The sequence below is a fragment of the Gemmatimonadota bacterium genome (assembly GCA_016209965.1).
Taxonomy (GTDB): domain Bacteria; phylum Gemmatimonadota; class Gemmatimonadetes; order Longimicrobiales; family RSA9; genus JACQVE01.
In genome coordinates, this window is sequence record JACQVE010000185.1 from 1 (window position 1) to 12,385 (window position 12,385).

Genomic DNA, 12,385 nt, shown 5'->3' on the forward strand with positions numbered 1-12,385 from the left:
GGCCAACTCCGCGCCGGCACCGCCAGCATCTTCGAGTTGACCGGCACGCAGACGGGCACGCAGGTGATCGAGCTGCGCAGTCCCAGCGGCGGCGATCCCGCCTCGAGCCTCGGCCTCGCCGTCTTGCGCGTACAGTGATGCGACTACGCCTCTACTGCGCGCTCGCCCTCGCCGCCGCCGGCTGCTCGCCTGGCGAACGGCGGACGGCGCCGCGCCCCCGGCCCGAGGCCGCCGCGCCCGCCGCGCCCGCCGCACCGCTGCCGGCGCCCATTGGCGCGCCACCCAGGCTTACAGTAGACACACAGCGAGGCACCATCACGGTGGTCGGCTCGATGCCGGCCACGCAGGTGGTGCTGCGGCCCAGAGACGGCGGCGCCGCCGTGCTGCTGGCGGGACCTGAGCTTGCCCAGCTCAAGCGGCTTGCGGGCGCGGAAGTATGGGTCGCCGGGAAAATGCTGGCTCAGGAACGAGGCACAGAAGGCGAGGGGCCGCCGCCGGCCGGGAGCAGGCGGCTCGAGGTGCACAGCTTCGCCGTCCGGGCGGTGGAGGGCGCCGCAGCTTTCGATGGGATACTGCTGGAAGACGGCGCCGGCCTCGCACTCCTCCTGGCCGACGGACGGAAACTGCCACTGGCGCACGCGCCCGCCACGCTTCGCGACTGGCTGGGCGCCCGCATCTGGGTGGCCGCGCCCGCCAACCTGGGAAGCGGCGCCTTCGGCTTGATCCGGCCCCGCCCCTAGCTTCAGCCGCTCGCCGGCTTCCAGCGCCCGTACGGCAGCGTCGGAACCGGCCGCACTTTGCCACCCCAGATAAACGCGGCAATAACAGGGCGCGAAGGCGGCGCGCCCCGGTCCAGGATCACGATCCCCGAAGCCTCCTCCGGCCGCTCCGCCGACTCCGGCTCCCGCGACAACACCTCCATGGCACACTCCCCTGCACAGGCCACCCGCACCCGGCTTCTGGATCGCCTCCGCCATCACGGGCCGTCCGCCATGCGAGGGCGCACCGGGTGCCAAGGCGCGCCCCGAGCAGGTAACGTACCACACCCCGAGCGGCACCTCGATCTCCTGAGATGACAGTGGGTTACGCGTCCTGTTCCGCCGCCGTCTGCCACCCTTCTGTCTCCCGCCCAGGTCGGCCGCCCGTGTCAGAACGACACAGGCGCAGCCAGCGGCGGTAGCTGGGCAGCTCGAGCCGGCGGAAGATCAGCGAGTCGACGGCATCGCGCAGCAGGATCTCGGTGAGGGGGTACTGCCCGTCGGTGGAGGGCTGGAGCTCGCGGACCGCCTGGTCGGCGATCTGCAGCAATTCGTCCCTGCTGATCCTGCTCTTGTGTTCCTCGATCTGCTCCTCGACCCATTCGAGGTAGCGCTGGCGGGGCGTGTTGCGGGGCGCGGCCATGAGCGGACAGAGTAGGCGGCAGGGCAGGCCGGCACAAGTCCGGGAGGTTCAGGACTGGCCGGGTCGGAGCAGGGAGTGGGCGGCGACGATGGTGCGGGCGATCTCGGCCATGGGCAGGCCGCGGTTTTCCGCCTCCCGGTTGAGCAGCGCCAGGGCCTCTTCCTCGGAGAGGCCGCGGGCCTGGATCAGGATGCCTTTGGCCTGCTCGATGACCTTGCGTTCGCGGATCTCGCGCTCGATCTGGGCGGCTTCATCCGTGAAATGGAGCCACTCCTGGAAGCGGTTCCGCGCCACGCTGATGGCGGGGGCGAGGTCTGCGAGCGAGACCGGCTTGACCAGGTAATGGAACACGGGGCTGCGCGTCGCCTGGGCAATGAAGTCGGGGTCGCTGTAGCCGGTGAGCAGCAGGATGGGGATGGGCGTGATCCGGAAGATCTCGCGCGCTGCCTCCAGCCCCGACACTTCCGGCATGCGAATGTCCAGGATGGCGAGCTCGAGGGAGTGGGTTCGGGCCAGCTCGATCGCCTCACGGCCATTGCGGGCCGGACCCACGACCTCGTGTCCCAGGGCTTCGAGTTGCGCCTGGAGCGCGAGGGCGTTCAGCGGTTCGTCTTCGGCAACGAGAATCCTGAGCTGCGTCGCCATTCTGCCGACTCCGGGGATCGGCGTTAGTGGCTGGTCACCGAAATCCCGGCGGCATTCGACTGCTCACCGGACTTCGGAGAGGAGCCACTGGATCCCCGCGGCTGCCGCAACTTTGGCGCCGGCCGCTCCACTCCCCGTGCCCTCGCCCTCGCGCTACTGGACTGGGGCACGCTCGGCGCCGGCGTCGGCGACAACGAAGCCCTCCAGGCCGGCGGCGTTGATGCGGCGGGCCAGTGCGTCGGCGTCGGCTCTGCTGCCGAAGCGGCCTACGCGCACGCGGATCAGCTCGCTACCCGCGACGTACACGATCCGGGGCTCGAATCCGGCCGAGCGCAGTTCGCTGGCGATCTTTTCCGCGCCGGCACGCGCGCGGAACGCGCCCGCCTGAACCGCATACCTGGCGGCTGCCGCGCGCGCGGGCGGTGCGGGGGCCGGCCTCACCGCCAGGCAATGCCGCCGCTCCTCGGCTCGCAGCATAGTCACCAGATCGGCGTCACTGCTAGGCGCTGCCAGCCCGCGCGCGGCTGCGCGGCACGCCTCCTCGCCCTGGCGGCCGGCCGCGTAGGCGCGGGCGAGCCAGAGCAGGCCGGCGGCGCGGCTGGGGCTCTGCGGGTAGTCTGCCGCCAGGCGCTCGAGGTAGGCGAGGCCGCGACTGGTGTCGCCCGCGGCAAGCAGTCCCTGCCCCAGCCGTAGCAGCGCCTCGGAGGCCTGAGGCGCGGTCGGGTAGCCGAGGACGAGGGCGAGGTAATCCGCCTGCGCGGTGTCGCGATCGGTGGCGAGGCTGGCGCGCAGCAGCAGGGCGCGGGCGTGGAGGCCCCCGTCCGCCGGCGCTGCTGCGGCCGCGGCTTCCTGCCACCAGCGCGCCAGCGCGCTACGGGCGGCCGCGTAGTCGCCGGCCCGGGCCAGCGCCTCCGCCCGCTCGACTGCGCCGGCCTGGGGCAGGGCGGCGACCGGGCGGGCGGCGGCAAAAGCCAGCAGGAGTGCGAGCCGCCTCATGCAGCGTCCGCCGCCCGGGCGTGCGCCTCGAGCCGCAGCAGGAGTTCCTGCAGCACGCGATCATCGCCCACCCCGGTGGACTTGATCAGCCGGTCCGCGCGCAGCAGGTCGGCCAGCACGGCATCCAGGGCCGCGGGCGTCCAGCGCCGAGCCTGAGGCATGAGCCGCCGCGCCAGCCAGCGCTGGCCAGCCGGCAGCTCGGCCTCGAGCGCCCGCTCCCCGCCGTGTGCCGCCAGCGCCAGGCGCAGGAACTGGAGACCCAGCCCGGTGACCAGGCTCACGCCCGTCTCGCCCGCGTCCAGCAAGACGGGCAGGGCGGCGCGCGCTTCCGCGAAGCGCGCGCCGCCCACCATGTCGAACCACTCCCAGCGATTCTGCCGCGGCAGGCGTCCCACCACCGCCTCGACGTCCGCCACGCCCACGCGGCGGCGCGCGCCGACGTAGTCCCGCAGCTTGTCCAGTTCCCGCAGCAAGACGCCCAGCTCGGGCCCGATGGCGACACCCAGAGCGCGGGCGGCCTCCGGGTCGAGATCAAGACCCTCCGCCTGCGCCCGCGCCATCAGCCAGCCGGGCGTCTCCCCAGGCCCGAGGGGCAGGAACTCGACGGCGACCGCCCTCCGCTTCAGGCGCTCGTATAGTTGCGCCCGGCTGCCCGCCGGAATGCGCCCGAGCAGCACCAGTGCGAGGCCTGGGGCGGGCCGGTCCAGCAGCGCCTCGACCATTTCCCGCACCCGAGGGAGCCCCGCCAGCGCTTGCGCCTCCCGCACGATCACCACCCGCCACTCCGCCATGAGCGGCGGCATGCCGAGCACCGAGCCCAACCTCTCCACTTCCAGCTCGGCGCCATGAAACTGGTCGAGGTTGAAGTCCCGCATGGCTGGATCGAGGTGGGCCCCGACAATGCGGGCCGCCGCCTCCTCCTTCAGGAACTCTTCCTCGCCGAACAAGAAAAACACGCCGCCCCGGCGCCCGGCCGCCAGGGCCTCGGCCAGCGCGTCCGGAGCCAGGAGCGGCATGGAGGCGCCTCTACCGCGCCCGCGTGTCAGACGCCCAGGCGTTGCGCTGCAGCCACTCCGCAGGGCGGAACGGCGGCGGACCGACCAGCAGCGGGGAGAAAGGACCGGGTGCCGAGAGACTGGTTGTCAGTAGCGAGGGGAAGAAGAAGGACGAGGTTGGGTCTCCGGGTTGTGCTGGCGGGCGCCCGTTGGTGCGGCCCGCCCAGAGCGGGCCGAACAGCCTGCTGTCCCATGCAGACTCCGCGGCCCGCCCGGCGGCGCCGGAGCGCCAGACCGGAGACTCTTCTGGCGTGTCCCAGACCCTGGTGCCCCAGCCCGAAAGCGGCGAGGGTGCACCGCCCGCCCCGCCCGTGTCCAGCAAGGCAGGGAAGAAGAGGCCCACCCCACCACGCTGGAGATCGGCAATATGAAGGGGAACGGCCTCGCGCAGCAGCAGCGGCGTCCAGGCAATGACCGCAAGCACCCCCGCTACGACCAGTGCCACCGCCGAATTCCCGCCGGAGCCGCGCGGCGGCGGCCACGACTCGTCCTCCAGGTGCAACAGTCGATGGCGCAGCCGCCATTCGAAATCGCCCGAAGCTTCCACGGCGGGCAGCGACTGCACCAGCCGCAAACCCTCGCGCACCACGCTGTCATAGCGCCCGCAAGCGGCGCAGTCGTCCGCGTGCTCTCGCCAGCGCGCGCCGTCCAGCGGATCCATCAGCCCGTCCAGATACTCAGAGTGGCGGGCCAGAAACTGATCGCATGTCATGCGTGTGGTACGTCCCGTCCAACTCCCGGGTTCCGGCCGTGTCCGCAGCGCCCGTACTACTGCCGCACGGGCCCGGGGGTTCCATCGCTGCCACGGCGCTAGCCAGGCAAGCCGCGATCGGGTGGAAGGGAGGGGAGGCCTGGTGGTCGAATTCACAAGGACGGCGGCATTCGGCACCGTACTTGTGAACTGGACCACTAGCCCAGCATGGGCGCAATGATCTGCGCGAAGTTGTTGCGCGCGCGGTTCAGCCGGCTCTTCACCGTACCCAGGTTCACGCCCGTGATCTCAGAGATCTCCTCGTACGTCTTGCCCTGCATCTCCCGGAGCACGAAGACCACGCGATGATGTTCCGGCAGCCGGGCAACGGCCTTCTCGACGATCTCCTTCAGATGGCGCTTGCGGTAGAGATCATCGGGGCGGTAGGTGTTGTCCTCCCACTCGAGGGGACGGTGGTCCGACTCCCAATTCTTGCGGATCGTCTGGAACAGCACCAGCGGGTTGCGCGACCGGTTGCGCAGCTCGTTCTTCGCCAGGTTGCCGGCGATCGTGTACACCCAGGTCGAGAACTTCTTGGACTGGTCGAAGCGGTGCAGATGCCGGTAGACGCGGATGAACGTCTCCTGCACCAGGTCCTCCGCCCGGTCCCGGTCGCCGATCGTGCGGTAAATGAAATTCAGCAGCCGCTGGTGGTAGCGCTCTACCAGCTCGCCGAAGCAGCGCGTCTCGCCGCCCAGGAACGCGGCCACCAGGCCACTGTCATCGAGCTCCCGAATGGGCCGCGCTCGAGAGCCGCTTTGGGCCTTGGCCGCGCCAATCATCACATCAACCATGGTACCCCCATTCAGGGCGGGAGGACCGCGCGGAGCGTGTGGACGCCGCGTCCGTTTGCACGGCCCCGGGCTCGCCAGGAGCGCAGGTTCCATACCACCCCCAGGGCGCGCCACCCGTCTCACCAAAAACCCCTGCCGTGCAAGGCGTCCGGCCGCCATTGCCCGATCTTTCCGCCACCCGTCCGCCTCCCCGCTCGTCCTCGCCGGAGGACAGGGGCGGGATGCAAAGTGTACAGTTTTTAGCGCAGACGCGTCAGAATGTAGCGGGACGCGTACAGCAGTGTGCAGATCGTCTTCGCGTCCACGATCTGCCCGTCCCGGATCCACTCGAGCGCGCGAGAGAGCGGCATATCGACGAACTCGATGAACTCGTCGTCGTCGCGCGCAGTCTGCCCGGGTGAGACGCGCTCCGCGAGGAAGAGGTGAATCCGCTCGTCCGTGAACCCCGGCGTGGTGTAGATCGTGGTGAGGAACGCCAGCCTCTCGGCCACCAGCCCTGCCTCTTCCTCGAGCTCCCGTCGCGCGCACGCCTCCCAAGCCTCCCCCGGCCGTTCCGGCCGGCCGGCCGGCACCTCGATCAGTGAGCCGTCGGCGGCGTGGCGATACTGACGGAGCAAACGGATCCGGGGATCGGACGCCGCCGCCTCATCCAGCAGCGGGAGTACTGCTGCGGCCCCCGAGTGACGGACCACTTCGAGCTCTCCCGTGGACCCGTCCGGGAAGCGCACCGTGTCGAGCACGAGGCGCACGATGCGCCCGTCATAGACCAAACGGCTGGCCAGCAGTCCTGGTTCCCCGCCTGGCGCGGTTACGGCTGCCGGCTCCGGCGCGTTCCGGGGGCCAGGGGCGCGACGTCGCTCATCCATGGTCTAAGGATGGGGAATTTTGCTGCTAACTTCAAGTTTATCAATCGGTTTGCACAATCTCGACGGGCCCGGCGCCCAGCTCCTCTAGCCCGGTGGCCACGGCAGCGGCGTCGCCCACAATGACGATGGCCAGGCCCGGGGCGTGCAGGTGCTGCGCCGCCGCCCGGTGCACTTCCGAAGGCTGGACGGCGGCAATGTGCGCCCGGTAGTGCTGCAAGTAGTCGTCCGGCAAGTCGAAGATGACGAGCTCGGCGACGTGTTCGGCCATCTGCTCGGCGGTCAGGAGCTCGAGGGGGAAGACGCCAGCCAGGTAATCGCGTGCGGCAGCGACTTCCAGCTCGCCAGGCGTCTCCTGGCAGAGCACGGAAAGCTCGCGCAGGATTTCCCGGACAGCCAGGCCCGTGCTGGGTGTTGCGACGGCCACATCAATGAGAAATGGGCCGGCACCGCGCCGGAAGGCGAAGCGGCTGCGGGCGCTGTAGGTGATGCCGTGCTTTTCGCGCAGGCACAGGTTCAGCCGCGAAGTGAACATGCCGCCCAGCAGGGCATTCAGGACCTGGAGCGTGAAGTAGTCGGGGTGCCGCCGCTCGACGCCGATGCGCCCGATGCGGATCTCTGACTGCACCGAGCCGGGCCGGTCCACGACGAAAATAGTGGTGCGGGTCGTGGCGGGGCACACCTCGAGCTCGAGCGCCGGCGGCGGCCCGGCGCTCCAGTGGCCGAGATAGCGGGCCGCCAGCCGTTCCGCGCCGGCGGCGTCGATATCACCGGCAAGAACGAGGGCGGCGCTCCCGGCGCGGTATCGGCTGCGGTAAAACGCCTCGAGGTCCGGCGGCCCCACGTCTTCCAGGCTGGCCCTCGTTCCCAGCAGCGGCTGGGCGTAGCGGCTGCTGGGCGCGTAGATGAATCGCAGCGCCATGTCATTGGCCAGTGCGCCCGGCTCCTTGCCCCGCTTCAGGATCGCGGCGATCTGCTCCTGGCGCAGCCGCTCGACCTCGGGGGCAGGGAATCCGGGCTCGAGCAGCAGCTCGGTGAGCAGTGCGAAGGCGGGATCGAGCCGTTCCCGCGCCACCGTGATGGAGAGCAGGGCCGCATCCCACGTCACCCGGCTTTCCAGCTCGACCCCCAGGTGCTCGAGTTCCCAGGCCACCTGCTCGGCCGTGCGCGTGCGCGTACCCGTTTCCAGAGCCTGGGCAGTGAGCCGTGCTACTCCTGCTTTCCCGGCCGGCTCGGCGGCCGCGCCGCCGTCCAGGACGAATTCTGCGGTCACCAGCGGCAAGGCTCCGTGTGGCGCGGCGACGACGGAGATACCCGCCGCACCTGCGGGCCGCCCCAGCCGTTGGACCTGCGGGGGCGGCATGGGCCGGATGGGCCCCGGGACGGGAGGCGCCGTGCGGTCCAGCCCCCTCACGCTCGGCCCCCGACAGGAAGATAGAGCAGCGCCGCGCGGTTGTCCGCGCCCAGACGGTTGCTGGCGAACTCGCGGACGTGCTCCGGTCCAACGGCCAGGATCCGGTCCAGCTCCGTGTTGATCCGGCCAGGGTCGTCGAAGAGCATGGTGAACATCGAGAGCTGGTCCGCCCGCTCCTCCAGGTGCTGCAGCTCGCGGAGCTGCCGTGCCTGGATGAGCCGCGCGGCGCGCTCGACGTCCGCGGCAGACAGCTCGCGCAGCGCAGCCACCTGCTCGAGCAGCGCCGCTTCCAGGACCGCAGCGTCGACACCCGGCCGCGCCGTGGCCCAGAGGACCAGCATTCCGGCCCCCACCACCACCGGGAAGGCATACGCCGCTACGTCCTGCGCCAGTTGCCGCTCTCGAACCAGCCGGCGGTAGAGGAGTGAAGCCTTGCCCCAGGCGAGCACGTGCGCCGCCACGGCCGCCGGGTAGAACTCGCCCGTGCCATAGGGCGGGATCCGGTACGCCAGGTACAGCCGCGGCACGGAAACGTCCTGCTCCACGACCTGGCGCACCTCGGCGCCCAGGCGCGGCGGCAGTCCGGTCGTCCCGGGCACGGGCGGCACGGCCGGCCCGGCTGGGATCTCGCCGAAATATCGCTCGATCAGCGCCGGCGCCTGGTCCGGATCAAAATGGCCACACAGCGTCAGCACGGCATTGGCCGGCGAGTAGTAGGTCTGAAAGAACTGCTGCACCTCTTCCAGGCGGGCAGCATCCAGATCAGGCATCCAGCCGATGACCGGGTGGTGGTAGGGGTGCTCCGGCGGATACAGCAGCGCCTGCAGCCGCTCGTCCCAATCGCCGTACGGCCGGTTGTCGACGCGCCAGCGGCGCTCGTTCTTCACTACCTCGCGCTGGTTGTCCAACTTCTGCTGCGTCATGGCCGCGAGCAGCCAGCCCATGCGGTCGGCCTCGAGCCACAAGCCGAGCTCCAGGTAGTGAGCCGGCAGCAGCGCGTAGTAATTCGTCCGGTCCAACCAGGTGGAGCCGTTCGCCGTGCCGCCCGCCTTCTCGAGGTAGGCGAAGTATGCCGTTTCCGGCACGTGCGCCGAGCCCTGGAACATCATGTGCTCGAACAGGTGGGCAAACCCGGTGCGGCCTGGCTGTTCATCACGCGAGCCGACGCCGTACCAGATGTTGATGGCGATCACCGGCTGCGTCGCGTCGGGCGAGAGCACGACGCGCAGGCCGTTGTCCAGCCGCAGCCGGTAGTAGGGGACGTGGATCACTCGAACGTTTGGCCTCCGGCGAGTGGAAGCGCGGCGGCTCGGTGCAAGCGGCGGGCCGGCCGCGCAGCGTCGCGTTCAGCGGCTGCCCAGCAGGGCGGCAGCCGGGAAGACCACGCTCTCGCGCAGCACGTAGCGCCAGCGCGTGCCGCGCGCCCGCGTAATGGGGCTCCCGGTCGTGGGCGCGCGGTACGGCCGCAGGCCGGACCGTCGCGCCAGCAGCTCGAGGCGCAGCATGTGAAACGGATCACTGACGATCAGGGCGCGGTGCAGCCCCTGAGCGCGCATGAGGGCGGCCGCCGCGCTGACGGATTCGGCCGAAGTCAGGCCGCGGCGCTCGACCAGGATGGCGGCATCCGGAACGCCGCGCGCGGTGGCGTAGCGTCTGGCCACCTCGGCCTCGCTCAGGGTGTCTCCGGAGCCCACCCCGCCCGTGAACACGAGCCGGCGGGCCAGCCCGCCGCGGTAGAGCGCCAGCGCATGATCGAGGCGTGCCCGGAACACCGGTGAAGGCTGACCATTGTACTGTGCAGCGCCGAGAACCAGAATCGCGTCGGCGCGCCGGAGCTGCGGCCGCGCGCCCGCCAGCAGCACCAGCCCCACGGTAGCGAGCCAGAGGGCGAGAATCGCCCCCAGCAGCGAAACGACCGCCTGGAGCAGGGTTCGCACGGATGCGCAAGGGCTGCAGCTACAGCGGCTGCGTCAGCCGCTCGCGCAGCACGGAGGGGCCCAGGTCGTCCAGCAGCATGCTGCGCGCGGCCTCGGGCCCGCGGGCGAGCCGTTCCTCCGCCTCCTCCATGAGCGCGACGTCGCTTCCCGAAGCCACGTAAGCCGCCCGCGCCAGCGCGGCCTGAGCCGCAGCGTCCCACCCCACCACCGCAGCGGCCAGCCCGGCCAGGATATGCGCCTCGGCATCGTCGCCTCGCTCTTCGGCCGCCTGGATGAGCGCTTCGGCTGCTGCCTCGAGCATGTCCAGCTCCGCGTACATGAGCCCGAGCAGCAGGCGGGTCCAGGCGTCATCCGGCGCCAGATCGAGTGCGGCCTCGAGCTCCTCCGCGGCCGCCTCGAGCTCGCCCTTCAGCGCCAGCGCGATCCCCAGTTCGCCGTGCACAGTGGGATCCTGCGGCGCGAGCTCCAGCGCCGCGTGCAGGTGGTGCATCGCCTCCTCGAACAGCCCCTCGCGGGCGAGGTAGGAGCCGTACTGCAGCCGGGCCATGGGCACGTCCGGACCAGTCAGCGCTGCAGCGCGCAGCGCCGCCTCCGCGTCCGGGTCATCGAAGGTGGCCAGTCCCGAGCCGGCCAGCGCCAGCAGGTGGGGGTCCGCCGGATCCTGGGCCAGGCAGCGGCGGAAGTACTCGTACGCCGTCCCCTCATTGCCCATCTCCCGCTCGGCGAGGCCCAGCCAGCCCAGCAGGTAGGGGTCCTCGGGCTCGGCCTCGAGCGCTTCGAGCAGGAGGTCCGACATCTCGTGCCAGCGCCCCTCGTCCCCCAGCGCCAGCGCCCGGCTCAGCACCTGCTCCAGCTCGGTCATTCGCCACTAGGCTCCAAATTTCGCCAGCCGACCGGCGTGCGCCAGCACCACGGTCATGAGGTAGTGTGCGGGCAACAATCCCAGCTCACCCGAGCGGCACGCGGTCTCACCGAAGGCGTGCGCATCGCTGCCGCGCGCCCAGCGCGAGGCGAGCAGCACCGGCACAGGGTGCCACGAGTGTGCGCGATATCGCGCGGGCGTAGAATGATCGCCGGTCACGACCAGTACGTCCGGCCGCAGCGCCTGGATCCGCGGCACCAGACGGTCCACGGCCTCTATGGCTGCAACCTTGGCGGCAAAGTCACCGTCCTCCCCCCGGGCATCGGCCGCCTTGAAGTGCAGGAAGTGGAAGTCGTAGCCGCTGTACTGCTGCTCGAGTGCGGCCACACTAGCCTCATCCGATTCCGGCACCGGCTGCACGTCCATTCCCAGCAGCCGCGCCACACCGCGGTACATGGGATAGCGTGCCAGCGCCACGGCCCGCAGCTTGTAGCGATCGGCGAGGGACGGGTAGCGCTGGTGCGCGGCAAAGCCGCGGGCCAGCACGGCGTTCGCCCGCGGCTCGTCCGAAAGCACGCTCTGCGCCTGGTCCAGCAGTTCCTGCACCAGCCGGGCAGTCGCCTCGGCGCCGTCCGCCAGTGGCCGCACATGCAGCGGCGGCACGCCCGTCTCCTGCGGGTCCGTGTCCGACAGCGCAGCGGACAGCTCCTCGCCCCGCAGGATGAGCGCGGCGCGGTGCTCCTTTTCCGGCTCGAAGAAGATTTCCGCGCCCGCCGGCGCCTGCACCCCAACCCTCAGCTTCGCCACCAGGCGCAGGCACTCCTCATCCGACGGGCGCCCCGCCCGCCGGTCGACGACCAGCCCATCCCCGTCGAGTGTGGCGAAGTTCAGCCGGACGGCGACATCGCCCTCGCGCAGCTCGAACCCGACCCCCAGCGCGCTGAGCACGCCCCGTCCCATGCTCCAGCGCAGGGGGTCGTAGCCGAAGAGCGCCAGGTGGCCCGGCCCGCTGCCCGGCGTGATCCCGGGCGCCACCGGCTCGAGCAGCCCCAGCGCTGCGGATCGGGCCAGGGCATCCAGCCCGGGCGTGGCCGCAGACTCGAGCTCGGTCCGGCCTGTCTCCGGGTCCGGCAGCCCACCCAGCCCGTCCAGCACCACGAACACGATCCTGGTCTCACCGTGCTCGACCAGGTCGTCCGGCAGAACCATCGGCATTGTTACCCTCCCGTGCGGCTGGCCGCGGTAGATATGGAGGAGGGCAAGGGCAGGGGCAAGGGCCGGGGTACGTCGCTTCCCTTAAAACCCTTTGGAAGTAGCCCTCTGGCCGGAGGTTACGACCGTGCGCAACAGGCGAGGCCTCCTCGCACTTGCTGTACTGGGCGTAGTCGCGGCCGGCGCCCTGGGGCCGATATGGAAGCGGCTGAGGCACCGTGCCCCGGCGGGTGAGCTGCGGCTGGTGGTGAATGTCCCGGCCTGGGCAGGCTCGTTCACGGTTACGGCTCTCCCACCGTGACGGCCCAGGAGCTCGAGCGCGTGCGCCGCGACCCGGCCTGGCGCGCCTCGGCCGAGGCGGATCGGAGGCTGCGCCTGGCCGGGAAGCCGGCGAACCCACCGGCGTCGCGGACAGCCTGAGCTACGCGCGGCTGGCGCAGCTCGCCATTCCTTGA

General features: G+C 70.9%; 15 protein-coding genes. 2 read left to right on the plus strand and 13 right to left on the minus strand.

The window, feature by feature from the left end:
- Both HY703_07470 and HY703_07475 read left to right on the plus strand, forming a co-directional pair.
- The coding region (locus HY703_07470) for a hypothetical protein (GenBank protein MBI4545015.1) at positions 1-138 on the plus strand (138 nt) is incomplete at its 5' end.
- Positions 135-740: a hypothetical protein gene (locus tag HY703_07475; GenBank protein MBI4545016.1), complete on the plus strand. Its 606-nt coding sequence runs from the start codon at positions 135-137 to the stop codon at positions 738-740. The genes HY703_07470 and HY703_07475, both read left to right, overlap by 4 nt.
- A gap of 2 nt (positions 741-742) precedes the next feature.
- On the opposite strand, the gene HY703_07480 is transcribed toward HY703_07475, so the two are convergent.
- From HY703_07480 to HY703_07540, 13 genes are all read right to left on the minus strand, one after another.
- Positions 743-922: a hypothetical protein gene (locus tag HY703_07480; GenBank protein MBI4545017.1), complete on the minus strand. Its 180-nt coding sequence runs from the start codon at positions 920-922 to the stop codon at positions 743-745.
- 161 nt (positions 923-1,083) lie between these two features.
- Positions 1,084-1,401: a hypothetical protein gene (locus HY703_07485; protein ID MBI4545018.1), complete on the minus strand. Its 318-nt coding sequence runs from the start codon at positions 1,399-1,401 to the stop codon at positions 1,084-1,086.
- A gap of 48 nt (positions 1,402-1,449) precedes the next feature.
- The gene (locus HY703_07490) at positions 1,450-2,046 is read right to left on the minus strand and encodes a response regulator (protein MBI4545019.1); all 597 of its coding nucleotides are present in this window, start codon (positions 2,044-2,046) and stop codon (positions 1,450-1,452) included.
- 153 nt (positions 2,047-2,199) lie between these two features.
- A complete protein-coding gene (locus HY703_07495) occupies positions 2,200-3,042 on the minus strand; it encodes an SPOR domain-containing protein (protein ID MBI4545020.1) in 843 nt (280 codons plus the stop codon).
- Positions 3,039-4,058 (minus strand): DNA polymerase III subunit delta, encoded by a 1,020-nt coding sequence (gene holA / locus HY703_07500; protein MBI4545021.1) that lies wholly within the window; start codon positions 4,056-4,058, stop codon positions 3,039-3,041. Before holA ends, HY703_07495 begins: the two co-directional genes overlap by 4 nt.
- A gap of 10 nt (positions 4,059-4,068) precedes the next feature.
- A complete protein-coding gene (locus HY703_07505) occupies positions 4,069-4,809 on the minus strand; it encodes a hypothetical protein (protein ID MBI4545022.1) in 741 nt (246 codons plus the stop codon).
- Between the two features lie 197 nt (positions 4,810-5,006).
- Complete coding sequence (locus HY703_07510) at positions 5,007-5,642, minus strand: sigma-70 family RNA polymerase sigma factor (protein MBI4545023.1); 636 nt, start codon at positions 5,640-5,642, stop codon at positions 5,007-5,009.
- 239 nt (positions 5,643-5,881) lie between these two features.
- Positions 5,882-6,508 (minus strand): NUDIX hydrolase, encoded by a 627-nt coding sequence (locus tag HY703_07515; GenBank protein MBI4545024.1) that lies wholly within the window; start codon positions 6,506-6,508, stop codon positions 5,882-5,884.
- 40 nt (positions 6,509-6,548) lie between these two features.
- The gene (locus HY703_07520; GenBank protein MBI4545025.1) at positions 6,549-7,787 is read right to left on the minus strand and encodes an insulinase family protein; all 1,239 of its coding nucleotides are present in this window, start codon (positions 7,785-7,787) and stop codon (positions 6,549-6,551) included.
- 128 nt (positions 7,788-7,915) lie between these two features.
- Positions 7,916-9,190, minus strand: a complete 1,275-nt coding sequence (locus HY703_07525) for an insulinase family protein (protein MBI4545026.1) — start codon at positions 9,188-9,190, stop codon at positions 7,916-7,918.
- Between the two features lie 75 nt (positions 9,191-9,265).
- Positions 9,266-9,856, minus strand: coding sequence for a YdcF family protein (locus HY703_07530; GenBank protein ID MBI4545027.1), 591 nt, complete (start codon positions 9,854-9,856; stop codon positions 9,266-9,268).
- A 19-nt stretch (positions 9,857-9,875) separates the two neighbouring features.
- Complete coding sequence (locus tag HY703_07535; protein ID MBI4545028.1) at positions 9,876-10,718, minus strand: tetratricopeptide repeat protein; 843 nt, start codon at positions 10,716-10,718, stop codon at positions 9,876-9,878.
- A 6-nt stretch (positions 10,719-10,724) separates the two neighbouring features.
- Entirely contained in the window at positions 10,725-11,933 is a 1,209-nt protein-coding gene (locus HY703_07540; protein ID MBI4545029.1) for a 2,3-bisphosphoglycerate-independent phosphoglycerate mutase, read from the minus strand.
- Between the last annotated feature and the right edge of the window lie 452 nt (positions 11,934-12,385).

Bases quoted from the DNA above. Each gene is read 5' to 3' on its own strand.
- HY703_07480 (MBI4545017.1), bottom strand. From the start codon at position 922: ATGGAGGTGTTGTCGCGGGAGCCGGAGTCGGCGGAGCGGCCGGAGGAG.
- holA (MBI4545021.1), bottom strand. From the start codon at position 4,058: ATGCCGCTCCTGGCTCCGGACGCGCTGGCCGAGGCCCTGGCGGCCGGG.
- HY703_07495 (MBI4545020.1), bottom strand. From the start codon at position 3,042: ATGAGGCGGCTCGCACTCCTGCTGGCTTTTGCCGCCGCCCGCCCGGTC.
- HY703_07515 (MBI4545024.1), bottom strand. From the start codon at position 6,508: ATGGATGAGCGACGTCGCGCCCCTGGCCCCCGGAACGCGCCGGAGCCG.
- HY703_07485 (MBI4545018.1), bottom strand. From the start codon at position 1,401: ATGGCCGCGCCCCGCAACACGCCCCGCCAGCGCTACCTCGAATGGGTC.
- HY703_07540 (MBI4545029.1), bottom strand. From the start codon at position 11,933: ATGCCGATGGTTCTGCCGGACGACCTGGTCGAGCACGGTGAGACCAGG.
- HY703_07535 (MBI4545028.1), bottom strand. From the start codon at position 10,718: ATGACCGAGCTGGAGCAGGTGCTGAGCCGGGCGCTGGCGCTGGGGGAC.
- HY703_07505 (MBI4545022.1), bottom strand. From the start codon at position 4,809: ATGACATGCGATCAGTTTCTGGCCCGCCACTCTGAGTATCTGGACGGG.
- HY703_07510 (MBI4545023.1), bottom strand. From the start codon at position 5,642: ATGGTTGATGTGATGATTGGCGCGGCCAAGGCCCAAAGCGGCTCTCGA.
- HY703_07490 (MBI4545019.1), bottom strand. From the start codon at position 2,046: ATGGCGACGCAGCTCAGGATTCTCGTTGCCGAAGACGAACCGCTGAAC.